The sequence below is a fragment of the Rheinheimera sp. genome, assembly GCF_037442345.1.
GTDB lineage: Bacteria > Pseudomonadota > Gammaproteobacteria > Enterobacterales > Alteromonadaceae > Pararheinheimera.
On the sequence record NZ_JBBIQL010000013.1, the window covers coordinates 102,936 to 128,157 of the forward strand.

The window sequence follows — 25,222 nt, forward strand, 5'->3', positions numbered from 1 at the left end:
AACTAACCCCATAAGGAGATCATGATGAGCAACGCTTCTCAACCAACCGCAGTCAATGGCGCCATTGTGGACGCCGTCACCATTGCCAACACCAAAGTGCTGGCCGAAGCGCCGGCCATGGCGATGGGCAGCCTGTACCAGACCATTGGTAACTCTGTGGCCATGGCCGCTGCCAATGCTGTGTATGCGCAGCAACAAGCCAATGTGGCCTACCAGGCGGCAACAACTCTGGGTGTGACCAAGCTGTTTTCCCAGAATCAGTAAGTTGACGGGGTGGCTGGCAACCAGCCACTTAGATTTCAGGCAGAGCAACCTGGTTGCTCTGTGCCTGTCTGAGCCCAAACCAGACCAATGGAGTACTGAATATGTCCGAGACCGATTACATCACCAGCTCTGTCGCCATTAATGATGAATTACAGAGCCAGAGCAACGAAACTCTGCAAACTCTGTCCTTAGGTGGTCTGGTTAATGCCACCACACTGACCATGCTGAATAACACCGCCAACCAGTACGCGTCGCAGACTTTGGCCAACTCAGCCATGGTGCAGGTCTGTAACAGAATTCTGAGTTCCTGAATGCCGCTGAACCTGCAACCTTATGCCACTATCACAGGAGTCTGAACATGCCTTTGTCATCTCAATCCAGCGGTATCTCCAACTGCATCAAAGCCCCTTTTGATCCCTTGGATAAAAGCAGCCCAGGGGAATGGAGTCTATGTTACAACCTGCAGCAACAAAAACTGACCTTGTCCGTTCAGCTGTTCCAGCCTGACCAGGCAAAACAGGGGCCGTTTATCTGCACACTGGACGCGGCGGGACTGAATGACCTGCTGGAATTTTTAGCTGTCGTCAAAATGCGGATCAATCAACCGGCCTGATGCCGGGCATGTGCTGATGCACTGCCCCAGCACAACGATCGATGGAAGAGGACGTCACCATGAGTGAGGACAAGAGTAAAGAAAAATCAGGCGCTTCCAGATTAGGCTGGACAGCGGAAGAAGCCGCCGGTGCTGCCATTGCGCAATCTTTGTCGCTGGCAGCGCAGAATGAAGTGGACGCATTCAGAAACCAGAATACCGTCACTATGGTGGCCATGGGGGTTGCCTATGCCAAATGGCTGCAAAACCCTTTGCTCGGTGCTCAGTACAGCGAACTGGTGCAGAGCGCCAGCCTGGGAACCAAACCCGGCACCACAACACTGGCTGAACGGCTGACACCTGTGCCAGAGGCGACCAGTAAAACAGCCTCAGACGCTAAATTCAGAGACAGAACCGCAGCTGACGCCCCCGCAGAGACCAAAGCCAGCGGGCGTTACACGCTGCCTGATCAGGTGTTTCAGTATTTCTTATCCCCCAGGCAGGACGATAAGGGGTAATATTTCCAGCAAAACTGCGGCTCCTGAGCCAGACGGCCCCTCTATTCATCGGCTGTGCGGTCAGTCTTCAGCGAGTCCAGCATCAGTTGCATAGCCAGCCGGGTGCCTTTGGCCTGTGCCTGATTCAACGCTGCCGCCGTCAACAATTCCTGGCTGACGGCGCCCAGGTCAATAGCTTTTTTGGTGGCGGCTGTGACATCAGCCGCAGACATCGACGCCAGCCAGCCGGCTGGCTGCCAGTACCAGCCAAAGCGGTCAAAAACAGCAGGCACCTGTGTTGTCACAGGTATTACCAATGCAAATCAGGCTGAGGCGTGGCGCCTGAAGCCGGAGACGGGTCCACCCCTTCTGGTCCGGAGATGGCTTCCGCTGGAAAAGGCAGTGGCAAATGCGGAAAGCGGTTCAGCAGATCGTTATAAAACGTCTGGTGCCATTGCCATAACTGCTGCAACGACTGGAGCTGCTGTAATCTGGCTTTGTATTCTTGCTGATAATCAAACCAGTGCAAGGCATCGGCCGGTGACGGGCTGGCATAAAACAACCTGAGCAAACCATCCTGACTGCCGGTATACAAGGCTGACACAGTTTCAAGCTCCTGCCGGCTTTCCTGTGCGGGCAACAGCAGGCATCTTTGCTGGAACACAAAGAGCTGCTGCATTTGACTGGCCCAATGCGCTAACACAGCATCTTCAGGCCTGGGGTTCATCGCGGTATTGGACTGAGCAAATATCACCACCCGTTGTAAACAGGCCGTCAGCGCTAAATAACTGTCTTCTGTCACCGGCTCACTCATCTGTTTCTCCTGCTTATTCATAACGGCTGTAGCCTGATGCGGGCTGCTGAACCGACGAAGGTTCAGCATCTGTGCCAGTGAAGGCGTTATCCGCCTGCATCGGACATGCCGCAGCACGTTGAGGCCCGGGTTCGCTGCCAGCCTCAGAAGCAGCATGCTTCCAGTTCAGTAACAACTGCGCCGGGCTTTGGCCTGTGACCGAGACAATCTCTTTGTAAAAAAAGCTGATTTGCAGTTCCAGCTGCTGGCACAACCCACGGTTCTGAGGAACAGCCTCCCACCCGGCCAGCCTGAGAAGTACCGGATTCAACTGCTGCTTCAGCTGCGAAAGCAGCGGCTCTGAAACCACCGCCCCTTTCATTTGGGCCCGCAACAGGCAAGCCGATTCCAGCCAGTCCAGCAGTATTGTTTTTTCAGCCTCAGGAGCCGAAAGCTGTTTAAGCACGCTGATCACAATCAATGGTTCCATCTGTTTAGTTTCCTCCATTTTCCTTTAACCGATACATAAGCCAGATATATGCCAAAACCCAGATAACGCCAGGGCAGGTTTCACGCGCCAGCCCGGATTGAAACTGGCATAAAATGACCAGACTGGCGCTGCAGACGGTCGCCCGCGGCCAGCGCCATCATCCGGATTTACGCCGGACCCGCAGCGGGCTTTGCTGAAACACACTTTTAAAAGACGCCGAAAAATTCGCTTGCGACGGATACCCCAGGCGTAGCGAAATCTCCTGAATGCTCAGGCTGGTTTCCATCAACAACTGACGGGCTTTTTCCATACGTTGCTGACGAAGCCAGGCAGAGACTCCGGTATTCAGTTCCTGCTTAAAGGCTTTGGCCAGGCTGTTTCTGTTGGTATTCATCGCTTTACTGATGGAATCCAGAGTCAGAGGCAAGTGCAGATGTTGCCGGATATAACGACAGGTTTTGTCTACCAGTTCCTGCTGCTTGCTAAGCGACGCCGAAACCGGGTTTTTCTGCGGGCCTGCAGGCACAGCCTGTTCAGCACACAATAAAATCCGTTGACATAACTGCATAAACTGCTGCAGCGGTGCTTCGGATAAAACACCGCAAAGGGTAAAGGTTTTATTGCGCAGATGGATCAGAGCAACGGCTTGCCGGGATACCGAAAACTGTTGCTGGACGCGGCTGAACATCAGGTCGTCATCCACCATATACACGGTCATTTTTTTTTGGACGCACAAACCAGGGGGTCCTGCAACTGTTCAAGGATCAGACAGGCATAATCCTGATTCAGCAAAGACCACATTGACTGCAATGCGCTTTGGTTTTTCAGCAGAAACACTAACTGCAAGTGATCATTTATCATCCGCACTCCTTGAGTAGTCCAGCCACACTGTGCAGCCAGAACCTGGTCACCTCAGACTGAAAGGCTCTCTGAGCATACCGGAGACGGAGCTGTTTTTCTTATTTGGGGAATAAATTGCGCGGATGCAGCACGGTTTGTCAGACCGTTAACGGGAAACGGACAAAAAATCGTGACCCCAGTTCTGGTTCTGATGTGAAGCCAATAGTGCCCCCCATCACTTCCGTCAGCTCCTTGCAGAGAGCCAACCCCAGACCAGTACCACCTTTACGTTTAGAGCTGCTGGCATCGGCCTGCGAAAAACGCTGAAAAATTTTGTTGTGGAAACCAGGCGGAATACCAGGGCCACAGTCCACCACCGCGATTTCCAGCTGATCATGGCTGAAACAGGCCTGCAACAGCACCTTGCCACCATCCGGGGAAAACTTCAGTGCATTGGATAATAAATTCGCCAGAATTTGCTGGAACCTGTGTTCGTCCAGCATCAGCTGTGCCTCTGCCAGCTCTGGCGGCGCATGCAGCACCAGCTTCACTCTGGATTTTTCGGCAAAGGTGGCATGGTCATGCAAGGCCTGTTGCAACAAAGGCAATACAGGCACCGCCTTTAACTCCAGCTTCATCTTTCCGGCACTGAGTTTTTCAATATCCAGCAAGTCGTTAATCAGGTGCTGCAACCGGCTGATATTGCTTTGCGCCACATCCAGTAACATCTGTGCTGTGTCACTGAGCTGAAGCTGCTGGGTGCCAATCAACAGCTTGATGGCGCCGCCAATCGAGGTTAAGGGGGTACGCAATTCATGGCTGACTGTGGAAATAAACTCATCTTTCAGCCGCTGCAAGCGCATAAACTCGGTGACGTCCTGCACCGAGCCCAACATAATTTGCTCCGGATTTTCGTCGGCCGGCAGCATTTGCGCCAATTCATGCACCCAGCGGATCTCGCCGTCAGAGCGGATAATACGGTGGATCACATTGTGCTCCCCGCTCTGCAGCGCCCTGGCTTCACTTGCTTCCACTGCCGCCAAATCGTCCGGATGAATGGTGCTTTTGAACAAAGCAACGCTGGGCAAGGTGAAGACTGGGTCAAAACCAAAAATATCGTAAATCATGGGCGACCACCACAACTCCCCAGTGGTCAGGCTGGCCCGCCAATAACCTATTCTGGCCTGGCGACTGGACAACTCCAGCCGCTGCTGCGCCAGGTGCAAATCGTCATTGGCTTGTTCCAGCTCCAGATAATGCTGCTTTTTATCCGTTACATCGTAGATATAGCCATGCCAGAGCACACTGCCATCCGGCATTTGTTCCGGCATGGCCCGGCCGGACAACCAGGCGGTTTGACCACCGGCTTTGATAACCCGGTACTCATGGTTCCACAGGCTGAGCCGGCTGCGGGACTGTTCAATACTGGCCAAAAGCGAGGGAATATCGTCCGGCACAATCACCGTAAACACTGACGAGGCATCCTGCAGCACCTGGTCGGGCGTCACTCCATAGATCTCCCGAATCGACTCACTGGCATAAGGGAACGCCGCCCGGCCGTCCGGCCATTGCTGAAACTGATACACCACACCGGGCAGCTGCTGTGCCATTTTGGCCAGCCGGTCATGGCTTTCAACTAACGCACGTTCTGCCTGTTTTTGCTCTGTGATATCGGCGTGGGTGCCATACATCATCAGTGGCTGGCCATCGTCGGTGCGGGACACCAGACGCCCTCTGTCATGCACCCAGACCCAATGCCCGTCTTTGTGCCGCATCCGGCAGCGGCAGTCATAAAACGCCGCTTCCCCGGAAAAATGTTGCTGCAGCAGTTGCTCACTGAGCGCCAGGTCCTGCGGATGCATCAACCTCTGCCAGGTAGTCATACTGACAGGCGCCAGCTCTTCCAGCCGGTACCCGATAATCTCGGCCCAGCGTTCATTCAACGACGTTTCGCCGCTCTGCACATTCCATTGCCAGGTGCCAATGCGCGTACCTTCCAGCACAGAGCGGTTCAGCAGTTCACTTTGTGCCAGTTGCTGGTGGGCAAACTGCTGCAGTCGGTCGCGAATTTCCTGCTCAACCGAATCAGCAAAATTACGCAGTATGTCACGTTCGTTTTGGCTGAGCTGGCGCGGCTGCGAGTCAATCAGACATAAGGTCCCTATACGTTGCCCTTCAAAACTTAAGGGCGCGCCGGCGTAAAAGCGGATAAAAGGCGGCCCAAGCACCAGGGGGTTGTCAAAAAAACGGAAGTCTTTTGTTGCATCGGGCACTTCCAGAATGGTGCCGGCCAGTATGGCATGGCCACAAAATGAAATGTCTCTGGGGGTTTCGCAGGCAGTCAGCCCTTGTCTGGATTTAAACCACTGCCGCTGCTGATCCACCAGAGACACCAACACAATCTCAGTGCCAAGGCAGAGCTTGGTCAGATGGGTCAGCCGGTCAAACCTGGGTTCAGCCAGAGTGTCCAGCAAGGCAGCAGAACTGAGCGCATGTAAACGTTCAGCTTCATTGGGCGGAACAGATGGGGCAAGCATAGAGTCCTGTAATGCGCTGAATCCTGACGGACCTTTTGCTGAAGGCACCTTGCCTTATCATTGCCGGCTCCGCCGTTTCGTCCCTTAAAGACTAACAGAGGCCAACCAGACTGGCAAACCAGGGCCCAGCGCCTGTACGCCATCTGTTTTTGAAAAAACGTGGCCTGTGGACTGCGTTTCTGTGTTGTGTGTCAGGCCAGCAGCGGCAGTCAGCAGAATTTTTTTTATAGAAATTGCCTCGCTAAAGTTGGTTCAGAGTGTGTGAAATGGCACAGCTGCCGCTGGCGCCTGGCTGAATGTGCCGAATTGCTGCACCTGGGGTCAGCACCTCAATCAGCTCAATCTGCAACAGCGGCACCTCTGTCCGTTGCAGCTGTTGCTGCACCACCAGATATTCCGCGCCCTGATAAGCTCAGGCCTGAAAAAAACCCATCGCACCCTGGTTAATTTTTAATCAATCCACGTTTAACACCGTTTAACACTGCTTAACTCGTTTCTTAAAAAATTCGGGATTAGGCTGAATTTCGACTTTCAGGCCCAACCAGGAGATGTCTATGAACAGCAATGAATCACCCGACTCGCTCTCCCGTCGCGAAGTGCTGCGCGCAGGTCTTGGCGCAATGGCATTGTTCACATTGCCCACTACTGCAATGGCAGCGTCACACTCAGAGAAACCATTCACAGGAACACCGACCATGAGCACTATGACCCTTAAAGATGGCAGCCACCTGTTTTACAAAGACTGGGGCTCAGGCCAACCCATTCTGTTTAGCCATGGCTGGCCATTAACCAGCGATGACTGGGAAAACCAGATGATTTTCTTCGGCAGTCAGGGTTACCGGGTCATAGCTCATGACCGCCGCAGCCATGGCCGCTCTTCGCAAACCTGGCATGGCAATAACATGGATCAATATGCGGATGATCTGGCGGAGCTGATCACTAAGTTAGACCTGCAAAACCTGATCATGATTGGCCACTCAACCGGCGGCGGCGAAGTTGCTCATTACCTTGGACGCCATGGCACGTCCCGTGTGGCAAAAGTGGTGCTGGTGGGGGCTGTACCGCCTTTAATGCTGAAAACCGCCAGCAATCCCAAAGGCTTACCACTGGAGGTTTTTGACGGGATCCGCAAAGGCACCCTGGACAACCGCTCTCAGTTTTTTAAAGACGTCACCATTCCTTTTTATGGCTACAACCGTGCTGGAGTCAAGGTCTCTGAAGGCGTCCGTGAAGCCTTTTGGTTTCAGGGCATGATGGGGGGCCTCAAAGGCCAACTGGATTGTATCCGAGAATTCTCGGAAGTCGATTACAGCGAAGATCTGAAAAAAATTGATAAACCAACACTGATAGTACATGGCGATGACGACCAGATTGTGCCTATTGAAGCCTCTGCACTGGAATCCGCCAAGCTGGTGAAGAACTCCACATTAAAGATTTATGAAGGGTCCTCACACGGTTTAGCAAAAATTGAAGCCGACCGATTTAATCAGGACGTTCTCGCTTTTATTAAAGCTTAGGTCTGGCCGATCGCTTGACAGAAGTAACGACAGACCGGGCGCTGAAGCACTGATGATTGCCTGTAAATAGCATGAATTTGGGGTTATTTCTTGCGAATAGCTGTCCCCATTCCCTGATTCAGAATTGTGGAGACAACTATGACCAAACCAAAACTGACCCATGCCCATGGGGCACCAGTCTCAGACAACACCAATATCCTGACGGCCGGTCGTCGTGGCCCGGCGTTGCTGCAGGATATCTGGTTACTGGAAAAACTGGCGCATTTTGACCGGGAGCTGATCCCGGAAAGACGCATGCATGCCAAAGGTTCCGGCGCTTATGGCACTTTTACCGTCACGGCAGATATCAGCCAATTCAGCAAAGCCAGTCTGTTTAGTGCCATAGGTAAAAAGACCGATGTCTTTGTACGTTTCTCCACTGTTGCAGGTGAACGTGGTGCAGCAGATGCAGAACGTGATATTCGCGGCTTTGCCGTGAAATTTTACACGGATGAGGGAAACTGGGACCTGGTCGGCAACAATACGCCTGTGTTCTTCTTTCGTGACCCGTTGCGTTTTCCGGATTTGAACCACGCAGTAAAACGGGATCCCCATACCGGCATGCGCAGTGCCAACAATAACTGGGACTTTTGGACTTTATTACCAGAAGCTTTGCATCAAATTACCATTTTGATGAGCGAACGCGGCATTCCGAAATCTTACCGGATGATGCATGGTTATGGCTCTCATACCTTCAGCGTACTGAATGCCAAGGATGAACGGTTCTGGGTGAAGTTTCACCTGCGTTGCCAACAACAGCTGCAATGCCTGTCGGATGCGGATGCTGCCACCCTGATAGGTGAAGACAGAGAAAGCCATCAGCGCGACTTATTTAACAGTATTGCTCAGGGCCACTTTCCCCAGTGGAAGTTATGTATTCAGGTGATGACTGAAACTCAGGCCCGGCAGCATCCGCACAATCCCTTTGATTTAACCAAAGTCTGGCCGCACAAAGACTACCCACTGCGTGAAGTCGGCCTGCTTGAGCTGAACCGTAACCCGGACAACGTGTTTGCTGACGTTGAGCAAGCCGCATTTTCGCCGGCCAATGTAGTCCCAGGCATAGGGTTCTCGCCGGATAAAATGCTGCAGGCCCGGCTGTTTTCTTATGGGGATGCACAGCGTTACAGGTTAGGCGTGAACTTTAACTCTATTCCGGTGAATGCCCCTAAATGCCCCTTTCATTCCTACCACCGCGATGGTGCGATGCGTACAGACGGCAATAAAGGGGCCACCCTGGCGTATTACCCGAACTCCTACCACGAATGGCATGACCAGCCTCAATTAAACGAACCCGCTTTAGCCTTAGAGGGGGATGCCGACCATTGGGACCACCGGCTGGAGGACGATCATTACGAACAGCCTGGTAATTTATTCCGACTGATGAACGCCGCACAACGGCAGATTTTATTTGAAAACACCGCCCGCAATATCAGCGCCGCCGAACGCTTTATTCAGATGCGTCATATCGAAAACTGCAGTAAGGCAGACCCTGCCTATGGCCGGGGCGTCGCGATGGCATTGGGATTGTGTGTGCCACAAGAGGCTGACCAAGGAGAGCACCAATGAACAGGGCTGGCAAAGCTATGATAACAGGCGCCTCTTCTGGGATTGGCGCTGTGTATGCGGACCAATTGGCCGCCAGAGGGTTAAATCTTATCTTGGTTGCTCGCGACCACAACCGGCTGGAGGCAATTGCACAGCGCTTGCGTCACACCTACTCCGTAGAGGTCAGCTGTCTGGGGGTTGATTTAACTCAGGCGGCTGGGCTTGAGCAAACGCTGGCGCTACTGGAGCAGGACCTCACATTAACCATGTTGGTTAATAGTGCCGGAATTAGCCCGAAGGATCCGGTGCTGGAATCAGAAGAGCAGAGCTTAGCCGCTATGGTTAATCTGAATGTCAACGTATTACACCGGCTTACCATCCGGGCCGCCAAGGTGTTTTCGAGCCGGTCTCTAGGAGCCATCATCAATATTGCGTCTGTAGTGGCGCTGATGCCCGAGAAATTCAACGGCAGTTACAGCGCAAGCAAAAGCTTTGTTCTGGTGCTGACTCAGGCACTGGCCGGTGAGCTGGCATTGCATGGCGTGCAAATTCAGGCGGTATTACCAGGCTTCACCCGCACCGAATTGTTTGAGCGGGCGGGCATCGATATCTCGGTAATCCCGCCCGACATGCTGATGAACGCCAGCGAACTGGTTGAAGCGGCGTTGATTGGCTTTGAGCGGGGCGAGTTGGTGACCATTCCGTCTTTGGTCGACCTGGCGCTCTGGCGCAGTTTCGAACACACCAGACAGCAGCTGGCGCCGTACCTGTCCCTCCAGCATCCGGCACCACGTTACTTTAATACGCCAGGCTAACCAGCTGGTCCGCCGCCACATAAGGAAAAATCCATGATGAGCACACGAATAGGACTAACCGTACTGAGTAGTTTACTGCCACTGCAACTGGCGCTGGCTGACTCGATTAAAGCCGCACCTGACACCGCGGTGAAAGCTTCCTTCGACATTATTCAGACCCGGATCAGAGTGCAGGACGGCTCCGCCATCTTTACCACTCAGGTCAGAGGGAACGCTGGTTCAGAGAAGCCAAAGGCAACGGGCAAATTTGAAGGCTCTGACGTGTACGCCTATGTCTGGCCCACCAGCCTGGACAGCGCCGAAGTTGGCTTTGACGCAGCACAGGGCATTGTCGCATTGGCTGTGACCTTTCACCCGGATTTTGATGATGGCGCCTACAGCAAAAAGAACCGGGATGTCTGGCATCCGCACTGGGTGGTGCTAACCAAAGACGACGCCTGTGGCGGTGGCCTGAAAGTGGTGGATATTGCCAAAGGCAGCAACCCCAAACTACCCGCCACCTGGCCCGGCGTGCCGCTGCTGATTGACAGCCCGGAATATCCTACCGAATTGAAACAAGATGTGGTGGAAGTTGTGATTCCACTGGAGTTTTTAAACGGCATTTCAAACGCCGCTTATGACGGAGTGACCGCAGGCCTGAAAATCAACGGCAATTTACATAGCCCTCTGTTGTGTGTCGACCAGGTATTTAAAGTGGCGTCAGGCGATCTCAGCCTGCCAGGTAAAGTGAAATCAGAGCCAAAGTAAGCAAAGTAACGCCAACAGCAGGACGGACTTTATCAAGCCGAAAAACCAATGATGTACTTCATAAAACAGAGGGAAAATCATGGATATCATTCTTGAGTCGCACATCATTCTCAGTTTGCTCGGTATAGTTTGCTGTTTTTGGGTTATTGCAGGCTGGTTTAAAGGTGTTTTCCGGGGCTACACGACGCTGATCTGTTTAACAGCAACATTTACCGCAAGCCTGTCCGGCTTTTTATTACCGGCCGATGAACTGCGCCCCTCACACCTGGTAGGCCTGCTGTCCGTCATTTTGCTGATCTTTGCTATCAATAGTCTTTATGTGGAGCAGTTACAGGGCGGCTGGCGCATCATTTACATTATTAGTGCGCTGGCCTCTTTTTATCTCAATGTCTTTGTGGCTGTGGTTCAGGCATTTATACACATTGATTTTTTGCACGGCTTGGCACCGACTCAACAAGAGCTACTCTTTGTCTTCACCCAGGCCGGTGTATTTCTCTTTTTTTCAGCAACCGCAATCATCACCATCGCTAAACCGGCCCTGCCCCCAGCTATTTGAATAAACGCTGATGGCGATCTGAGGGCTGAGATGACTCACTACCGGCACAAACTCAGCCTGAAGCTGTACCTGGGTTGCGCAACTTTGCGGATGCAGACTGCAGCCGCTGCTCAGTGAAACTACCACCTTGGCTGTTCACTATATGCATTATTCCAATGCTGGCCTGAACTCTCCAAACCCCGGCGTAGACTTTTTAAGCTTGTCTTGCAGTCATGCTTTTTAACTGCCTACGGCGCATCGGAGTTGGGGCGGCAAAGCCGCCCCAATCTTATTACAAAGCAGAAGCTTGCAGATTGCGCCCCAGAAACTCCAGCATAGCTGCCGCTATTTCATTGCCATGGGTTTCAATGGCAAAGTGGCCGCTGTTGACGAACTGCACTTCTGCCTTTGGATTGTCGCGCCGGAATGCCTGAGCGCCGGCCGGAATAAAAAACGGGTCCTGTTTTCCCCAAATTGCCAGCAAGGGTGGCTGCTTACTACGAAAGTACTGGTGCAACTGGCTGTATTGCTTCACATTGCTGCCATAGTCCATCAGCAAATCCAGCTGGGGTTCCACACCATGGCGTTCAATGGCGGCATAAGCCAATTGATAAGTCTCTGGCGCAATCACGGACTGGTCTTGCACCCCTTCGGTGTATTGCCATTTCAGCATCTGCGCCGTATTAAACTTACGCAAAGCCTCACGGTTTTCTGCCGTCGGGTTGGCCCAGGCTTTACGCATATCCGCCCAACCTGCACTTAAACCTTCTTCGTAGGCGTTGCCATTCTGACTGACAATAGCGGTGATTTTATCCGGATGTTTGACCGCCAGCCGCCAACCGACCGGAGCGCCGTAGTCAAACACATAAAGGGCGTAGCGCTGCAGCCCTTTGGCTTGTGTAAAGGCATCCATCACAGCAGCCAGATTGTCGAAGTTGTAGCTGAATTTTACCGCAGGACTGACGGTGGTCTGGCCGAAACCAGGTAAGTCCGGCGCTATCACATGGTACTTTTCCGCCAGTTTCGGCATCAAGTCTCTGAACATATAAGACGAGGCCCCAAAGCCATGCAGCAACAGCACTGTTGGTGCCTGTGCTGAACCCGCCTCGCGGTAAAACACCGTCACTCCCTGCACGTCCAGCTGCTGATAATGCACCTGAGTGGTGGCTGTTGCCGCTGTGGCCGTAACTGAAGCCGCTAAGGTTGCCGCGGCAAGCAGTAAATGTTGAGTTGTCATGGTTGCTCCGTGAAGTTAAGGTTGGCACATCACCAAGTAACCCATATAATCAATTTTAATAGGTTACATGCTGCAAGTATCGCCAAGCCAAAGTAACCTGTCAAATTAATATTTAGAGGTTACTTATGCCTGATACCCAAAGTACGACTGAACAACCCCAGAGCGGAGCGCCTATGCTGGGGGATCACCTGGCGATGGACTTACTCAATACCGAAGCCCGCGCTGACGGCCAGTTGGTGGAGTTCTGGACCAATGACCAGGATCTGCTGCTATGGCTGGCGCGCTACGGCATCAGCCAGACAGCAACTGCGACACCGGCTGATTTGCTGTCACAAGCCAAGGCGTTGCGGGCGTTGGCGCATCAGTTGATCAGCCAGTTCAGAGCGGGCCAGCCGGTCGATTACCGTCTGCTAAACCCCTACTTACAGGCCCACAGCACAGTGCCGTATTTAGAACAAGACGCCGAAGGAACACTCCGGTTAAGCCGCCAATCCACAGCCAACAGCAGCGGCGCTTTGCTAGGCCCGGTGGCGGAAGCGGTGGCGCAGTTGCTGGTGGAAGGCAACGCCGCCCTGGTCAAACAATGTGAACACCCGGACTGCATTTTGTGGTTTTACGATCGTACCAAAGCCCACAAACGCCGTTGGTGCAGCATGGCCTTATGCGGCAACCGCCATAAAGCCGCGCAATTCAGGACAAGGAGTGGAGGTTAAGGGCCCGCGTGATGAGCGGCAGCCAAGCGCAGGAGGTCTCAGGATCAATAATTTTATTTAGCAGAAATTGAGTGGAATCTATTCACTTTACTGGCATTAAAGTCCGCTGTTAGGTGAAAGCGGACAACGCTGGAATCATTCCAATCATTATGCTCATATTTTTTGAGGCATAAATGTGTAAGCAAATGACATCGTCAGCGATAGAGCGAGACCCATTATCAAGCGTCTTCATTCTTCAATGTGATGCTGATAAATAGCGTTAGCATTAAAAATACACTTGATATCCACAAACATACCTCAAGGCCATATGCCTGATAAACCCAGCCTGAAAGCACAGTGCCGATAAGCCTGCCCATAGCATTGGCCATGTAATAAAAACCGACATCCAGAGAGACTCCGTCACGTCCGGCGAGGCTGACAATCAGATAGCTGTGCAGGGAAGAGTTGACTGCAAACACAGCGCCGAACACCATCAGGCCACCGATCAATACCCACAGAGGTGCAGAGCTGTATTGCATACCTGTACTTATCAGCAGTGGGATCGCACAGAGTGCGATTGCCCATCCAACAACGGCAGATGCGCCGGGAACTTTACCGGCTTTCTTACCGGTGATTGCCGGAGCCAGTGCCTGCACCATGCCATAGCCAATGACCCACAACGCTAAAAAGCTACCAATTGAGGTTTGGCTCCACTGGAATTGTGTAGCCAGATACAGCGGCAGGGCTATGACAAACCAGACATCGCGGGCTCCAAATAAAAACAATCTGGCCGCAGAGAGCTTGTTAATGGCTGAACTTTTGGAAAACAAATCTTTGAATTTGGGTTTGAATTTACTTTTACCCAGATCCTTTTTCAGCAGAAATAAACTCAGCAACCAAATAGCCGCAAGGACTGCGGCCATACTCGCCACTGCGCCTTGAAACCCAAGTTGGGCCAATAGCAAACCACCTAAAAAGAAACCAACACCTTTCAGGGCATTTTTCGAGCCGGTCAGGATAGCGATCCACTTGTACAAAGCACCTTGTGCCTCGTCAGGCAGTAGCAGTTTCAGCGAACTTTTCGCGCTCATTTTATTGAGATCTTTGGCGATGCCCGACATAGCCTGCGTAGCCATGACCCAAACAACAGTCAACATAGAGGCTGGCACCAGCAGCATCGAGAGTGCAACAACCTGTAGCAACAAACCTATATTCATGGTTTTATTCAGGCCAATCCTCGCACCGAGCCAACCGCCCACTAAATTAGTGACAACGCCAAACAGCTCATAAAACAAAAACAATGATGCAATAGCCAGCGGACTGTAACCGAGCTTGTAAAAATGCAGGACAACCAGCATACGCAGTGCGCCATCGGTCAGGGTAAAAGCCCAGTAGTTACCGGTAACGACCAGGTATTGGCGAAGGCCACTGTTGTTGAACGTCTCTGACATCGGTCTCAAATCCATATTTTTGTTTGATGAAACGGTCGCAGTGAGAACTGATAGTTCATCATTGATCGAACACTACGACCGCTACTGGCGTTTAACTCAGGTCGGCCACACCGACTAAGCGGGCCAGTTCTACCGTCCGGTTGGCATAACCCCATTCATTGTCATACCAGGCATAGATTTTCACTTGCGTGCCATTCACCACCATGGTCGATAACGCATCGATGACGCTGGAGCGCGGGTCGGTTTTGTAATCAACGGAGACCAGCGGCCGCTCTTCATAACCCAAAATACCTTGCAGCGCGCCGTCGGCGGCGGCTTTGAGCAGCTGATTTACTTCAGCGGCGCTGGTGGCGCGTTCCACTTCAAATACGCAATCGGTTAACGAGGCATTGGCCAGTGGCACCCGCACCGCATGGCCGTTTAAGCGGCCTTTAAGCTCGGGGAAAATCTCGGTAATAGCGGTGGCTGAGCCGGTAGTAGTTGGAATTAAACTGGCGCCACAGGCACGGGCGCGGCGTAAGTCTTTATGTGGCGTGTCCAGAATCGACTGGGTATTGGTTAAATCGTGGATGGTGGTCATAGAGCCGTGTTTAATGCCCAGGCTTTGGTGGATCACTTTAACCACAGGTGCTAAGCAGTTGGTGGTACAACTTGCTGCGGTCACTATGCGATGCAGGTCTTTATCATAAAGCTGATGATTCACACCCATGACCACGTTGAGTACTCCAGCTTCTTTCACCGGGGCACTGACTACTACACGCTTCACACCCTGCGCTAAATACGCCTCCAGCACGGCTTTGCTTTTCATTTTGCCAGAGCATTCAATCACGATGTCACAGCCTGACCAGTCGGTCTCGGCAATGGCTTTGTGATGACTGACGGCTATCTGTTTACCGTTGATAACGATGTTGTCATTGGTATGGGTAGCTTCATGCTGCCAGCGGCCGTGTACTGAATCAAAGTTCAGCAGATGGGCAAAAGTGGCGGCATCGCCGGCTGGGTCGTTTATACGGACAAATTCAAATTCCGGCCAGTCAAAGGCGGCGCGCAGCGCCAGCCTGCCAATGCGACCAAAGCCGTTAATCCCTACTTTAATTGTCATGCCTGTGTCCTCAAAAATGGCTGCGCTCAACGGGCAGCCAGTTGATTAAAATATTCGACATGCGGCGGCAGTGTGAGCGCATAAGGTCGCAGCGCCTGCACCCTGCTTTTCACCTTGTCTTTGCTATAGCCTCGTTCCAGCAAAATTTGCGCGGCTATTAAACCTGTCCGGCCAGAGCCGCCTTTGCAGTGGATGGCAACCGTTTTGCCTTCGTTCAGCAGTTGATGCACCAGCGGGCCTGCTTGTTGCCAGGCTGAGGCGAAATCTTCAAGCGGTGCATGGTCATCTTCAATCGGACAATGAAACCACTGCAGCCCATGGGCATTAACCTGTGCCCCTAAATCGGCGACCTGCAAACTTTCTAGTTCTGACATCGGATTTAATGAAATCACCGCCGCAGCGCCTGCTTGCTGCAGGGTGGCAAGCGCCTCAGCGATGGATGTGCCTTTGGTACCCGGGCAAGGCGTAAAAATCAGGCCTGCAGCAGATTGAGCGTCAAGCGGTAATACATCGTATGGATGAGACATCAGCATTCCTTTATAAAATCAGTTGGATGGAAACCAATGGCGGGTACGGTTGGCAAAAGCGACCAGCGACAACATCACCGGCACCTCGACTAACACGCCAACTACTGTGGCCAGCGCGGCACCTGAATTCAGGCCAAACAGCGAAATTGCCACGGCGACCGCCAATTCAAAAAAGTTACTGGCACCAATCATGCCCGCCGGTGCAGCAACATTGTGGGGCAGCTTGAGTTGGCAGCCAGCAAAGTAGCTCAACGCAAAAATGCCATAGGTTTGAATGAGCAGTGGAATAGCAATCAGCACAATGGCCAGTGGCTGGCTGATGATGGTCTGCGCCTGAAAACCAAACAGCAGCAGCACTGTGGCAAGTAAACCAAAGATCGACCATGGCTTGATGCGGCTGGCAAAGGTACGGATCGCATCCTCACCTGACACTGCATGTCTGGCCAAATAACGTCGGGTGGCAACACCGGCCAGTAGCGGCAATACCACGTACAGCGCGACAGATAACAGCAAGGTTGACCAGGGCACTGTGATATCAGATACGCCAAGCAGCCAGGCGCTGATCGGCGCAAAAGCAACAATCATAATCAGGTCATTTACACTGACCTGTACCAGTGTGTAGTTGGCATCGCCTTTGGTCAGTTGGCTCCAGACAAACACCATAGCGGTGCAAGGCGCAACGCCTAATAAAATCATGCCAGCGATATATTCAGTGGCGGTTTGCGGGTCGACCCAATCAGCAAATAACAGGCGGAAAAACAACCAACCCAGCAGCGCCATGGTAAAAGGCTTGACCAGCCAGTTGATCACCAACGTCAGTACGAGTCCGGTTGGTTTTTTGCCCACATCGCGAATAGCTGAAAAATCCACCTGCACCATCATCGGGTAAATCATTAGCCAAATCAGTAGCGCAATAACGCCATTAACCTGCGCATATTCAAAAGCTGCTACGGCCTGAAATAATGTGGGTTGCCAGAGTCCACCTAATATCCCGACAGCCATCGCCAAAGCCACCCACACCGATAAATACCGTTCAAAAATACCCACGCTCACTCCTTGGTGACTGGAAACCGCTTTTCGATCGCGGCTAACGCTGCACTATCTGCATTGGATGTCATCTGAAACAGTGCTTCTGCACGCTGCTGTAAGGCTTGAAGTAACGCCGCAAACTCCCGTTGTTGTTCGACCTCGCTTAATCCTGCGCGGGTCGGATCTGGCAGTGACCAGTGCGCTTTCACCGCTTTACCAAACCACACCGGACAAGATTCGCCGGCTGCCTGATCGCACACAGTGATCACCAGGTCCGGCGTCACAGCCGCCAAATCATCCCAGCTTTTACTGGTAAGCCCTACGGTATTGATCTGCCAATCCGTCAGGTAGTGCAGCGTCAATGGATGCACCTGGCCTCGTGGCGTTGAACCTGCACTATAAATTTGCGCCTTCACCCCAAGCGCTTTGGCTACATGGCGAAAAATCGCTTCGGCCAAAATGCTGCGACAAGCGTTATGGCTGCATAAAAACAAGATGTTCATGGGGTGCTCCATCGTGGCAATTGGCCAATGTTTTCTTACTTATGCGTTCAACTAACGTTCCTGACAACAGGCTTTGGCGCGCTCTGGCCGTTCACCCATGGCACACAAATTCTGCATCAGCGGTGTTAACAATTCAGTGTTCTGGGCGCGGGTTTGTTCCAGCGTTTCCGCGGCCCAAGCCGGTAGTTCAGGATTGAGCCGGTAAAACACCCATTGCCCCTGGCGACGGTCTAACAGCACCTTGGCGCTTCGCAGCATCGCCAGGTGACGGGAAATTTTCGGCTGCGACTCATTCAGGGCAGCGGTCAGCTCACAGACGCAAAGCTCGCCTTCCTGCACAATTAACAGCAGTGAGGACAAGCGGGTTTCGTCGGCTAATAACTTAAAAAATTCAACGGGTAGCATAGTTTGATCCTCGCGATTACTGGATGCGCTGAGATTTATCATAGAGCAGGACAAACATTTTCAGTCGTTCACTCAGTTCATTGAGCGTGATGTCATACGCTTTGGCTTTACCATTCTCTTTTGGATCAGGGAAATCCCAAGCCAGCACATTTTTGGCTTTTAATTGGTTTTGGCACTCTTGTCGGGCCTTGCTGCAAAGCACAATGACATAGTCGAATTCAATACCCGCGAGCTCTCCCAGTGACTTTGAAGTAAGCCCCTCATTAGAAAGACCGTGTCGTTGAATGGCGTCTAGCGCCCGAATGTCGGGATACGTTGGCTGATTGCCAGCACTATAAACGTCGAATCGGTCAGCATACTGACTTTTGGCAATCGCTTCTGCCATCAGCGAGCGGGCCGAGTTCTCGGTGCAGATAAAGACTAAGGTTGGCTTCTTTAACATATGAGTCTCCATATATATGTTTAATAATATATATGATTTTCCACATGTCAACATGGTACCCAGTGAATAAAACCGAAAAGTCTGGCGAAAAAGTGCAATTAAATGGAGTTTGGGGTGTGTCGGCCTGGGCTTTGCTTTTTCCACTGCATCTGAACCAACTATTAAATAGATAAGCAATTTTTGGGATAAAAGCTGTTTATCTGACCGACATTACATTAGTGGTGCAGTTTTACGTCATCGTTGTAATGGGCATTACGGCGATTGAATTTTTATCTGGTATCTTCGCGTTTTTTTAGATAGCAAGTTCCAAGGCTGATTTAGCCTGAATGCAACAAGTCAGCACTTCGTCACTTTTGAGCGCCGTTGCCGCTTCCAGCACTTGTTTGACTTCGCCACTGATTAGACGCTTTTTACAAAGCCCACAGCTGCCGCCGCGACAATCAAAAGGAATTTGAGCGCCGACTTGATTCAGCGCATCCAGCACGCTGGCGTAGCCGGCTGAATCAGCGCTGATAGTTCCCATCGTTATAGTGAAACTTTCAGCGCTGGCCGGTGCACTAAATAGCTCATAGTGCAGCTGCTTGCCTTGTTGCCGCAGGGCCTGTGTCAGCTGATCGGTCATTGATGCTGAGGCACAGCAATAAAAATCACTGTCAGTTTGGGTGTGAGCCAGAATATTGTCAGCTGTGATGCGGCCCCTGGCGCCAAGCCAATCTACCGCAGGTTGAGACAGAATAGGGCGGTAATCAAGGCCAGGTAACCGACGCAGTAGCCGGTGAAAATAGAGGTCGTTTAGCGTTCTGGCCTGATACCACAACGTCACGGGGCGCTGCTGTCGAATGGCACGATAAGCCATCGCCAGCATCGGGGTGATCCCAACGCCGGCAGCAATCAGCACCAGCGGGGAGCGATTTGTTTTTAACAAAAAATGGCCGCGCGGCCAACTGCTAACTATGCTATCACCCACCGCGACTCCTGCGACCAACGGCGCGCTGAGTCGCCCGTGCGGTTCCGCTTTAATCGCCAGTCGGTAGTAGTGACGTTGTTTGGTGTCGTGGCATAACGAATAAGCCCGGCTCACCGGTTTACCGTCTTTATCGCGACAGAACAGCAGTAAATGTTGGCCAGGCAAGGCTTTTGGCAGCTTACTGCTATCTGCCGTACGCAATGTCAGCAACACGCTTTGTCCTTGTCGGCGCACGCGGCAGACAATTAGGCGCAACCGGCGCTGGTCTTGCTGCTGGCGTTTTAAATAGCAGAGCATGCGGCCAATTCGGTACAGGCACCAAAAGGCTGGTGCCACACCTAAAATTAAGAGGACGAGCGTCGCGACCACAGCCAAATTCCGCTGACACTGAAAATCAGGATGTAGAGACCCAAGATATCCATCCATAACCAATCGTATTCGCCAAACAGCGCCTCACCGGTATGCAGGTCCATCATTAGTTTTTTCAGATCGTACGGGCCTTCGTCTTTGCCGTAGGCTTTGACTAACAGCCAGCTTTGGTCGGCTTGCTGCAGCATCAGCCCCTGTTTTTTATCCAGCACCAGCAGCTGATTGTTCAACAGTGCAACGTCTTCGCTGTCGGCCTGATAAACTTGTTGCCATTGCTGGTCGGCTTGCTGGCGAAACACACCTTTTTTGCCAGTAGCATACAAAGTGTCGTCTAGCAGACGTAAGTTTTTCACATCAAAGCCGGACAGCTGATGGCTGTTCAGTTGCCAGTTAGCATCCAGCTGTACCAGTCCCTGTTTGCCACCAACAATCACCTGATTAGCCTGCACCACCAGTCGTTTAGACTCTTGCTCGGGATGTATTGCCCCAAACTTGATATCTTTCGTGCCGAACAAGTCGGCATGAGCAATAAAAATGGTGCTGATACCAATAATGATCATTGGTAACGTCAGGATGACGCCACCCCAAGTGTGTAATTTACGCCACATATTCTTTTACTCTCTTGCTTAAAATTGGTAGCTATAGCCGACGACTAACTCACGTGCACTGTATTCGGCTTCATCATCTTGTTGTTGCAGCGCGCCCTTACTGGTCCAGGTAGTTTTGCTTTTGCGTTTTTTCGGATTGTTTAAACCAATCACTGAGACGCTGAGCTTACCGCCGTGTGCAAAGGTGTAATTGCTGTAGATATCCGCCGTTATCATTTGCGCTTCGGTTTCCAGACTGGATTGCGTGGCCGTTAACTCGCGTTTTTGCATTTCATCCTGATAACCCAGTGCTGCGCCAGCCTGCCACTGGTCCGTCAGCCGATAATCGACCGTCAGTTTGGCGAACATCTGCGGCACCTGATTAAATTCAGTGGCGACAGCATCAGCCTCTACTTTCTGCCAGTCTGCACTGCCGCCTAACACTAAATCTGTCAGCAATTCATAGCTAAAACGCAGCCCCCAGCCACTGGCGATCCCGCTGTCGATATTACGAGGGGCTTGCACATAACGGCCTGATTGATTGTCCAACTCTGTGCTGTTGATAATCAGGTCATTCACCCAACGCCGGTTCAGATAAAACTCAATTTCTTGTAGCTCCTGCTGCCAAACCAGAGAGGTGTCGACCCCCCAGCCTTTTTCAGGTTGTAAATCTGGGTTACCCATTTTATCCGGATCGGTCAGGGTGCCGCTTTTGCGTTCAGTGAAAGGCACCATATCGTCAAATTTTGGCCAGCGTACCGATCGGCTACCCGAGAATCGATACTTAAAGCCGGCGCCTAAATCGGTCTGATATTTGATATTCGGCAGCCAATCCAGCGTGTCATCGGTACTGTAAAATTGACCATTAAGCTCCGCTTCGCGCGCCATCCGCTCAGCGCGCAAGCCCAGGCTCCACTTGCCGGCAGCTTTAAAGTTGTATCGGCTGAATAACGCGCTTTGGTTTTCGGTGAAATCATAAGTGTCTTTATTGCCACTTAACACGCCATTTTTGAACTTCAGGCGGTAACGATCTCGCCAGAACTGTTCGGCACCGACAATCCACCGGTCATCAGCCCATCGAAAGCTTAGCGAACGTAACTGCTCACGCTTCTCTTCCGTTTCAGAACTTTGTTTGGTTTTGCCTTTGGCGTCGGTTTCGATGTTGAGCTTGTCTTTATCTTCCTGCTGATCGCGATAAACAAACTCACCGGTCAGTCGCGAGCTTGTCAATTGATGACTCCAACTATTGTCAAGCCACAGAAAACGGTTGTCTTTGTCTTCCGTTTCTACCACCGTTTTGACCAAAGCGTCGTTGCTATAGGTTGGGGTAGATTTTTGTTTATCTTCTTGTTTTTTAATCATGCGGGCCTGGCTGGCCAACTCGGTTTTTTCACTCAGCTGGTAATTCAAATCAGCGGTTAATGCACCACGTTGATCCGCGCGTTGCTCGTTCTCCTGACTGGAGGTAACTACGCCTGCCGCATTGGTGGAGGTTTTATCTTTAAACTTGTCGGCGTCGGTCTCGCTGTAATCAATACCCAAACGGCCGCGCAGGTTATCCTGCATAAAAGCATGGGAATATGAAACTGCAGGCTGCCAGTTGTTGTTTTGCAGACGGCGGGTTACGACCTGAATTTCATCGCTGGCACGATAATCTTTTAATACGATATTTAAAGTACCGCCGACGCCGGCACCAGATACCGTTGCATCCGCAGCTTGCAGGATCTCTACCCGTTCAACCCAGGCCAGTGGAATACTGCTTAAATCAAACTCACGTTTTTCACCATTGCCAGGTGCAGGTTTGCCGTTGATCAAAATCTGTGAATAGCCTTTATCGAGGCCCTTTAAGCGCAGATCCTTACCTTTGCCTGGAGGGCCACTTAACAGCAAGCCAGGAATACGGGCAAGCGCCTCAGCCAGTGATTGATCACCAAAACGGCTCAGGTGGTCGCGTGTTAGCAAACGCACATCGACTTGACTCGTCAATTGATACTCAGCTTTTTGCTGAGTCACTTCTAAATGCTCTAAACCTTTTGCATCTATAAACACTGCCGCAGCTGCGGCTACTAACCAGGCCATATCACACCTAAGCTACCGGAAAAAGGAGCGCATTGTGCCACACCAGCAAGCAAATGGGAATGATTGTCATTTCAAACTCTATTGATATCAAGCAGAGGTGGCCCAGGCAGGTGTAGGGTCATTTTTGGCCAGTTTTTTATAGCATTAACTACTCCGTGCTACTCGAAGTCAGCTGACAGCAACTGCTGAAATCATGTGGGCTGAATATCGGTTCAATTTCTGTTAGACTTGATGGCCATTCTCCATGACAGGGTAGTTCACGCCGATGTAATTGATTGCATAACTCATTCATTTTTGTTCGAGCTCAGATGCTTAATTGGGTTGCGTCAGGCTTTAACACAAATTGGCCCCTGTGCCAGAGTCGCAGTCGTTGCAACTGGTTGTATTGATAGATCAGTGTTGCTGATCCCTTGTATTGGATTTTTCTATGATGAATTCCCTCCGACAGCATTGGTTGTCCAATGTTCGTGCTGATGTTTTGTCTGCCATCGTTGTTGCTTTGGCGCTTATTCCTGAGGCGATTGCCTTTTCGATTATTGCAGGCGTTGACCCCAAAGTGGGCTTGTATGCGTCTTTTGCTATTGCCGTGATCACAGCTTTTGCCGGCGGCCGGCCGGCAATGATCTCTGCAGCCACCGGCGCTATGGCGCTGCTGATGATCACCTTGGTGAAAGAACATGGCCTGCAATATCTGCTGGCCGCTACCCTTTTGTGTGGTGTGCTGCAAATTCTGTTTGGTGTATTAAAACTTGGTGAGCTGATGCGGTTTGTCTCGCGATCCGTGGTCACCGGTTTTGTCAACGCCCTGGCGATTTTGATTTTTCTGGCCCAGTTGCCGGAACTAACCCATGTGACCTGGCATGTCTATGCAATGACCGCTGCTGGCCTTGGCATTATTTATCTGTTACCGCTGGTGACTAAGGCAGTGCCATCGCCACTGGTTTGTATTTTGGTGTTGACCGCTATCGCGCTGTATTTTGGCATTGATGTGCGCACAGTGTCTGATATGGGCGAGTTGCCGGACAGCCTGCCGATATTCTTATGGCCAGAAGTCCCACTGAGCTTTGAAACCTTGCAGATTATTTTCCCATATTCATTGGCACTTGCTCTGGTCGGTTTACTGGAATCGCTGATGACAGCAACCATCGTTGATGATTTAACCGACACCAACAGCAACAAAAATCGCGAATGTGTCGGCCAGGGCGTTGCCAATATCGGCTCGGGTTTGCTCGGCGGTATGGCTGGTTGCGCCATGATTGGTCAGTCGATGATCAACGTCAAATCCGGCGGTCGCACCCGCTTATCGACTTTGCTGGCCGGTGTGTTGCTGCTTTGTTTTGCGGTGTTTCTCGGTGACTGGGTGGGTCATATTCCAATGGCAGCTTTGGTCGCAGTAATGATTATGGTGTCGATCAGTACCTTTAACTGGCAGTCGGTCAAAGACATGCGCACCAATCCCAAAAGCTCCAGTATTGTCATGCTCGCCACCGTCGCCATGGTGGTATACAGCCATAATCTGGCATTGGGTGTGTTTGTCGGCGTATTAATGAGCGCGCTGTTTTTTGCCAATAAAATCGGCCAGTTACTGGCGATTGAAACCGCTGTCTCCACTGATGGTCAATGCCGTGTGTATACCGTCACCGGCCAGGTGTTTTTCACTTCGGCCGAGCCTTTTGTGCAAAGCTTTGATTTTAATGAAACCTTGCCCAAGGTGCAGATTGATTTAACCCACGCGCATTTTTGGGATATCACGGCTGTCAGTTCACTGGATAAAGTGGTGCTGAAATTGCGCCGGCAGGGTAAAACGGTGGAAGTGATTGGCCTCAATGAAGCAAGCGCGACGCTGGTGGATAAATTTGCTATTCACAATAAGCCGGAGGCGATTGATCGCCTGCTGCATCATTAAAGATATCTTTTCTCCTGACCATCCTGCAGCCTAGCGCAGCAGGATGGTATCAAGCACAGCTCCCCGATGCACACCAGAGAACAAATCACAGTTTGCACAGTACGTGCTGGCTAACTTTATCACTTGTCGAAATATGTGTAACAGGCTGTTCCTAAGCTTTGAGCTTCTATGCTGTAGGTTTAGCTTTCAGCTTCAAATTCGAAACTCTGTCGAAGAGTCAAGCTCCACAAATTCACATCCTAATTGAGGCTGTAAACCTGAATACTTCGCCACGCTTCTTTGCCTACATTGTCTTTCAAGATCCTAAATCTGTACTTCGGCGTCCACACAATATGCTATTGACACCTCAAGTACACATGCGATGCTTGCTGGTATCTACTCATGTTTTTTACTTCTTTGACTCTGCGAAAAATCAAAGCGGTAACTGGCATGGGTAAGTTTTTTCAGGCAAAGCCTTTTCGATGATAACCACCTGCTGAAGCAGGTGGTTTAGGGGCTGAAAACAAAAAAACCGCCGAATGGCGGTTTGATTGTTTGGCGCACCCATCAGGATTGCTCACCCCTTCCATGGGGTTCGCCTGCTTCGCAGGCCAGCTAAAGCTGTCCAAAAACGCTCCCAGCGTTTTTGTCGAAAGAGGTTCAAATCTGTGGATACAACAAGTAAAGAATCCACCTTCTGAAGAAGGTGGCTTTGCAGTAGGCCCCTCGAAGG

General features: G+C 51.5%; 31 protein-coding genes and 2 pseudogenes. 12 read left to right on the plus strand and 21 right to left on the minus strand.

The genetic code is table 11. The features are described 5' to 3' along the window. Positions 1 to 24: 24 nt before the first annotated feature. From WKJ04_RS09760 to WKJ04_RS09775, 4 genes are all read left to right on the plus strand, one after another. The gene (locus WKJ04_RS09760; protein WP_337880250.1) at positions 25 to 264 is read left to right on the plus strand and encodes a RebB family R body protein; all 240 of its coding nucleotides are present in this window, start codon (positions 25 to 27) and stop codon (positions 262 to 264) included. A 101-nt stretch (positions 265 to 365) separates the two neighbouring features. Beyond that, complete coding sequence (locus WKJ04_RS09765; RefSeq protein WP_337880251.1) at positions 366 to 575, plus strand: hypothetical protein; 210 nt, start codon at positions 366 to 368, stop codon at positions 573 to 575. Positions 576 to 622: 47 nt separating this feature from the next. Beyond that, positions 623 to 877: a hypothetical protein gene (locus WKJ04_RS09770; protein WP_337880252.1), complete on the plus strand. Its 255-nt coding sequence runs from the start codon at positions 623 to 625 to the stop codon at positions 875 to 877. Between the two features lie 59 nt (positions 878 to 936). Beyond that, positions 937 to 1,374, plus strand: coding sequence for a hypothetical protein (locus WKJ04_RS09775; protein ID WP_337880253.1), 438 nt, complete (start codon positions 937 to 939; stop codon positions 1,372 to 1,374). Between the two features lie 41 nt (positions 1,375 to 1,415). Here WKJ04_RS09775 and WKJ04_RS09780 read toward each other — a convergent pair whose 3' ends face one another. The 8 genes and pseudogenes from WKJ04_RS09780 to WKJ04_RS09815 form a co-directional block, all read right to left on the minus strand. After that, a complete protein-coding gene (locus WKJ04_RS09780) occupies positions 1,416 to 1,658 on the minus strand; it encodes a hypothetical protein (protein ID WP_337880254.1) in 243 nt (80 codons plus the stop codon). Positions 1,659 to 1,663: 5 nt separating this feature from the next. Next, the gene (locus tag WKJ04_RS09785; RefSeq protein ID WP_337880255.1) at positions 1,664 to 2,167 is read right to left on the minus strand and encodes a hypothetical protein; all 504 of its coding nucleotides are present in this window, start codon (positions 2,165 to 2,167) and stop codon (positions 1,664 to 1,666) included. Positions 2,168 to 2,180: 13 nt separating this feature from the next. After that, positions 2,181 to 2,636 (minus strand): hypothetical protein, encoded by a 456-nt coding sequence (locus tag WKJ04_RS09790; RefSeq protein ID WP_337880256.1) that lies wholly within the window; start codon positions 2,634 to 2,636, stop codon positions 2,181 to 2,183. Between the two features lie 157 nt (positions 2,637 to 2,793). Then, positions 2,794 to 3,354 carry an AraC family transcriptional regulator gene (locus tag WKJ04_RS09795; protein WP_337880257.1) on the minus strand — a complete coding sequence of 187 codons (561 nt, stop codon included), beginning with the start codon at positions 3,352 to 3,354 and terminating at the stop codon, positions 2,794 to 2,796. Further along, positions 3,351 to 3,497 (minus strand): hypothetical protein, encoded by a 147-nt coding sequence (locus WKJ04_RS09800; protein ID WP_337880258.1) that lies wholly within the window; start codon positions 3,495 to 3,497, stop codon positions 3,351 to 3,353. Before WKJ04_RS09800 ends, WKJ04_RS09795 begins: the two co-directional genes overlap by 4 nt. Before the next feature lie 137 nt (positions 3,498 to 3,634). Beyond that, positions 3,635 to 5,545 (minus strand): PAS domain-containing protein, encoded by a 1,911-nt coding sequence (locus WKJ04_RS09805; RefSeq protein WP_337880280.1) that lies wholly within the window; start codon positions 5,543 to 5,545, stop codon positions 3,635 to 3,637. After that, positions 5,543 to 5,947 (minus strand): annotated as a pseudogene (locus WKJ04_RS09810) (GAF domain-containing protein); the annotation flags it as partial. The gene WKJ04_RS09805 and the pseudogene WKJ04_RS09810, both read right to left, overlap by 3 nt. 307 nt (positions 5,948 to 6,254) lie before the next feature. Next, positions 6,255 to 6,401, minus strand: a complete 147-nt coding sequence (locus tag WKJ04_RS09815) for a hypothetical protein (protein ID WP_337880259.1) — start codon at positions 6,399 to 6,401, stop codon at positions 6,255 to 6,257. A gap of 307 nt (positions 6,402 to 6,708) precedes the next feature. Between WKJ04_RS09815 and WKJ04_RS09820 the strand changes: the two genes are divergently transcribed. From WKJ04_RS09820 to WKJ04_RS09845, 6 genes are all read left to right on the plus strand, one after another. Next, positions 6,709 to 7,530, plus strand: a complete 822-nt coding sequence (locus WKJ04_RS09820) for an alpha/beta hydrolase (protein WP_337880260.1) — start codon at positions 6,709 to 6,711, stop codon at positions 7,528 to 7,530. Positions 7,531 to 7,668: 138 nt separating this feature from the next. Continuing rightward, entirely contained in the window at positions 7,669 to 9,138 is a 1,470-nt protein-coding gene (locus WKJ04_RS09825; RefSeq protein WP_337880261.1) for a catalase, read from the plus strand. Then, the gene (locus WKJ04_RS09830) at positions 9,135 to 9,932 is read left to right on the plus strand and encodes an SDR family NAD(P)-dependent oxidoreductase (protein ID WP_337880262.1); all 798 of its coding nucleotides are present in this window, start codon (positions 9,135 to 9,137) and stop codon (positions 9,930 to 9,932) included. Before WKJ04_RS09825 ends, WKJ04_RS09830 begins: the two co-directional genes overlap by 4 nt. Positions 9,933 to 9,965: 33 nt before the next feature. Then, positions 9,966 to 10,679: a hypothetical protein gene (locus WKJ04_RS09835; protein ID WP_337880263.1), complete on the plus strand. Its 714-nt coding sequence runs from the start codon at positions 9,966 to 9,968 to the stop codon at positions 10,677 to 10,679. A gap of 79 nt (positions 10,680 to 10,758) precedes the next feature. Next, entirely contained in the window at positions 10,759 to 11,235 is a 477-nt protein-coding gene (locus tag WKJ04_RS09840) for a hypothetical protein (protein WP_337880264.1), read from the plus strand. Positions 11,236 to 11,362: 127 nt separating this feature from the next. After that, positions 11,363 to 11,458 carry an acyloxyacyl hydrolase gene (locus WKJ04_RS09845; protein ID WP_337880265.1) on the plus strand — a complete coding sequence of 32 codons (96 nt, stop codon included), beginning with the start codon at positions 11,363 to 11,365 and terminating at the stop codon, positions 11,456 to 11,458. Between the two features lie 48 nt (positions 11,459 to 11,506). Here the strand turns inward: WKJ04_RS09845 and WKJ04_RS09850 are convergent, their stop codons facing one another. Further along, positions 11,507 to 12,451, minus strand: coding sequence for an alpha/beta hydrolase (locus tag WKJ04_RS09850; RefSeq protein ID WP_337880266.1), 945 nt, complete (start codon positions 12,449 to 12,451; stop codon positions 11,507 to 11,509). A gap of 125 nt (positions 12,452 to 12,576) precedes the next feature. Between WKJ04_RS09850 and WKJ04_RS09855 the strand changes: the two genes are divergently transcribed. Continuing rightward, positions 12,577 to 13,164 (plus strand): ABATE domain-containing protein, encoded by a 588-nt coding sequence (locus WKJ04_RS09855; RefSeq protein WP_337880267.1) that lies wholly within the window; start codon positions 12,577 to 12,579, stop codon positions 13,162 to 13,164. Between the two features lie 218 nt (positions 13,165 to 13,382). On the opposite strand, the gene arsJ is transcribed toward WKJ04_RS09855, so the two are convergent. The 10 genes from arsJ to WKJ04_RS09905 form a co-directional block, all read right to left on the minus strand. Beyond that, positions 13,383 to 14,594 carry an organoarsenical effux MFS transporter ArsJ gene (gene arsJ / locus WKJ04_RS09860; protein WP_337880268.1) on the minus strand — a complete coding sequence of 404 codons (1,212 nt, stop codon included), beginning with the start codon at positions 14,592 to 14,594 and terminating at the stop codon, positions 13,383 to 13,385. Between the two features lie 91 nt (positions 14,595 to 14,685). Next, positions 14,686 to 15,696 (minus strand): ArsJ-associated glyceraldehyde-3-phosphate dehydrogenase, encoded by a 1,011-nt coding sequence (locus WKJ04_RS09865; protein ID WP_337880269.1) that lies wholly within the window; start codon positions 15,694 to 15,696, stop codon positions 14,686 to 14,688. A 26-nt stretch (positions 15,697 to 15,722) separates the two neighbouring features. Next, positions 15,723 to 16,223 (minus strand): tyrosine-protein phosphatase, encoded by a 501-nt coding sequence (locus WKJ04_RS09870; protein ID WP_337880270.1) that lies wholly within the window; start codon positions 16,221 to 16,223, stop codon positions 15,723 to 15,725. An 18-nt stretch (positions 16,224 to 16,241) separates the two neighbouring features. Next, on the minus strand, positions 16,242 to 17,270 hold the full coding sequence (arsB, locus tag WKJ04_RS09875) for an ACR3 family arsenite efflux transporter (RefSeq protein ID WP_337880271.1): 1,029 nt from the start codon (positions 17,268 to 17,270) through the stop codon (positions 16,242 to 16,244). 2 nt (positions 17,271 to 17,272) lie between these two features. Beyond that, entirely contained in the window at positions 17,273 to 17,755 is a 483-nt protein-coding gene (locus WKJ04_RS09880) for an arsenate reductase ArsC (protein ID WP_337880272.1), read from the minus strand. A 51-nt stretch (positions 17,756 to 17,806) separates the two neighbouring features. Further along, positions 17,807 to 18,160, minus strand: coding sequence for a metalloregulator ArsR/SmtB family transcription factor (locus WKJ04_RS09885; RefSeq protein ID WP_337880273.1), 354 nt, complete (start codon positions 18,158 to 18,160; stop codon positions 17,807 to 17,809). Between the two features lie 16 nt (positions 18,161 to 18,176). Further along, positions 18,177 to 18,602, minus strand: a complete 426-nt coding sequence (locus WKJ04_RS09890; protein ID WP_337880274.1) for an arsenate reductase ArsC — start codon at positions 18,600 to 18,602, stop codon at positions 18,177 to 18,179. 292 nt (positions 18,603 to 18,894) lie between these two features. Further along, the gene (locus WKJ04_RS09895; protein ID WP_337880281.1) at positions 18,895 to 19,995 is read right to left on the minus strand and encodes a 2Fe-2S iron-sulfur cluster-binding protein; all 1,101 of its coding nucleotides are present in this window, start codon (positions 19,993 to 19,995) and stop codon (positions 18,895 to 18,897) included. Beyond that, positions 19,914 to 20,546 (minus strand): PepSY domain-containing protein, encoded by a 633-nt coding sequence (locus WKJ04_RS09900; RefSeq protein WP_337880275.1) that lies wholly within the window; start codon positions 20,544 to 20,546, stop codon positions 19,914 to 19,916. The genes WKJ04_RS09895 and WKJ04_RS09900 overlap by 82 nt, the downstream gene beginning before the upstream one ends. Positions 20,547 to 20,564: 18 nt before the next feature. After that, positions 20,565 to 22,604, minus strand: coding sequence for a TonB-dependent receptor (locus tag WKJ04_RS09905; protein WP_337880276.1), 2,040 nt, complete (start codon positions 22,602 to 22,604; stop codon positions 20,565 to 20,567). Positions 22,605 to 23,031: 427 nt separating this feature from the next. On the opposite strand from WKJ04_RS09905, the gene WKJ04_RS09910 reads away from it, so the two are divergent. Beyond that, entirely contained in the window at positions 23,032 to 24,510 is a 1,479-nt protein-coding gene (locus tag WKJ04_RS09910; protein ID WP_337880277.1) for a SulP family inorganic anion transporter, read from the plus strand. Between the two features lie 251 nt (positions 24,511 to 24,761). Here WKJ04_RS09910 and WKJ04_RS09915 read toward each other — a convergent pair. Both WKJ04_RS09915 and WKJ04_RS09920 read right to left on the minus strand, forming a co-directional pair. Continuing rightward, positions 24,762 to 24,842, minus strand: a pseudogene (locus WKJ04_RS09915) (IS200/IS605 family transposase); the annotation flags it as partial. A 111-nt stretch (positions 24,843 to 24,953) separates the two neighbouring features. Beyond that, positions 24,954 to 25,222, minus strand: a 269-nt coding sequence (locus tag WKJ04_RS09920) for a hypothetical protein (RefSeq protein ID WP_337880278.1), incomplete at its 5' end; no start/stop codon positions are given.

Excerpts from the sequence above, each read along its gene's own strand:
- WKJ04_RS09895 (WP_337880281.1), bottom strand. The coding sequence starts at position 19,995 with ATGGATGGATATCTTGGGTCTCTACATCCTGATTTTCAGTGTCAGCGG.
- WKJ04_RS09785 (WP_337880255.1), bottom strand. The coding sequence starts at position 2,167 with ATGAGTGAGCCGGTGACAGAAGACAGTTATTTAGCGCTGACGGCCTGT.
- WKJ04_RS09835 (WP_337880263.1), top strand. The coding sequence starts at position 9,966 with ATGATGAGCACACGAATAGGACTAACCGTACTGAGTAGTTTACTGCCA.
- WKJ04_RS09905 (WP_337880276.1), bottom strand. The coding sequence starts at position 22,604 with ATGGCCTGGTTAGTAGCCGCAGCTGCGGCAGTGTTTATAGATGCAAAA.
- WKJ04_RS09760 (WP_337880250.1), top strand. The coding sequence starts at position 25 with ATGAGCAACGCTTCTCAACCAACCGCAGTCAATGGCGCCATTGTGGAC.
- WKJ04_RS09790 (WP_337880256.1), bottom strand. The coding sequence starts at position 2,636 with ATGGAACCATTGATTGTGATCAGCGTGCTTAAACAGCTTTCGGCTCCT.
- WKJ04_RS09885 (WP_337880273.1), bottom strand. The coding sequence starts at position 18,160 with ATGCTACCCGTTGAATTTTTTAAGTTATTAGCCGACGAAACCCGCTTG.
- WKJ04_RS09770 (WP_337880252.1), top strand. The coding sequence starts at position 623 with ATGCCTTTGTCATCTCAATCCAGCGGTATCTCCAACTGCATCAAAGCC.
- WKJ04_RS09795 (WP_337880257.1), bottom strand. The coding sequence starts at position 3,354 with ATGACCGTGTATATGGTGGATGACGACCTGATGTTCAGCCGCGTCCAG.
- WKJ04_RS09820 (WP_337880260.1), top strand. The coding sequence starts at position 6,709 with ATGAGCACTATGACCCTTAAAGATGGCAGCCACCTGTTTTACAAAGAC.
- WKJ04_RS09855 (WP_337880267.1), top strand. The coding sequence starts at position 12,577 with ATGCCTGATACCCAAAGTACGACTGAACAACCCCAGAGCGGAGCGCCT.
- WKJ04_RS09910 (WP_337880277.1), top strand. The coding sequence starts at position 23,032 with ATGATGAATTCCCTCCGACAGCATTGGTTGTCCAATGTTCGTGCTGAT.
- WKJ04_RS09900 (WP_337880275.1), bottom strand. The coding sequence starts at position 20,546 with ATGTGGCGTAAATTACACACTTGGGGTGGCGTCATCCTGACGTTACCA.
- WKJ04_RS09870 (WP_337880270.1), bottom strand. The coding sequence starts at position 16,223 with ATGTCTCATCCATACGATGTATTACCGCTTGACGCTCAATCTGCTGCA.
- arsJ (WP_337880268.1), bottom strand. The coding sequence starts at position 14,594 with ATGTCAGAGACGTTCAACAACAGTGGCCTTCGCCAATACCTGGTCGTT.
- WKJ04_RS09765 (WP_337880251.1), top strand. The coding sequence starts at position 366 with ATGTCCGAGACCGATTACATCACCAGCTCTGTCGCCATTAATGATGAA.
- WKJ04_RS09840 (WP_337880264.1), top strand. The coding sequence starts at position 10,759 with ATGGATATCATTCTTGAGTCGCACATCATTCTCAGTTTGCTCGGTATA.
- WKJ04_RS09830 (WP_337880262.1), top strand. The coding sequence starts at position 9,135 with ATGAACAGGGCTGGCAAAGCTATGATAACAGGCGCCTCTTCTGGGATT.
- WKJ04_RS09800 (WP_337880258.1), bottom strand. The coding sequence starts at position 3,497 with ATGATAAATGATCACTTGCAGTTAGTGTTTCTGCTGAAAAACCAAAGC.
- WKJ04_RS09880 (WP_337880272.1), bottom strand. The coding sequence starts at position 17,755 with ATGAACATCTTGTTTTTATGCAGCCATAACGCTTGTCGCAGCATTTTG.
- WKJ04_RS09825 (WP_337880261.1), top strand. The coding sequence starts at position 7,669 with ATGACCAAACCAAAACTGACCCATGCCCATGGGGCACCAGTCTCAGAC.
- WKJ04_RS09850 (WP_337880266.1), bottom strand. The coding sequence starts at position 12,451 with ATGACAACTCAACATTTACTGCTTGCCGCGGCAACCTTAGCGGCTTCA.
- WKJ04_RS09775 (WP_337880253.1), top strand. The coding sequence starts at position 937 with ATGAGTGAGGACAAGAGTAAAGAAAAATCAGGCGCTTCCAGATTAGGC.
- WKJ04_RS09890 (WP_337880274.1), bottom strand. The coding sequence starts at position 18,602 with ATGTTAAAGAAGCCAACCTTAGTCTTTATCTGCACCGAGAACTCGGCC.
- WKJ04_RS09865 (WP_337880269.1), bottom strand. The coding sequence starts at position 15,696 with ATGACAATTAAAGTAGGGATTAACGGCTTTGGTCGCATTGGCAGGCTG.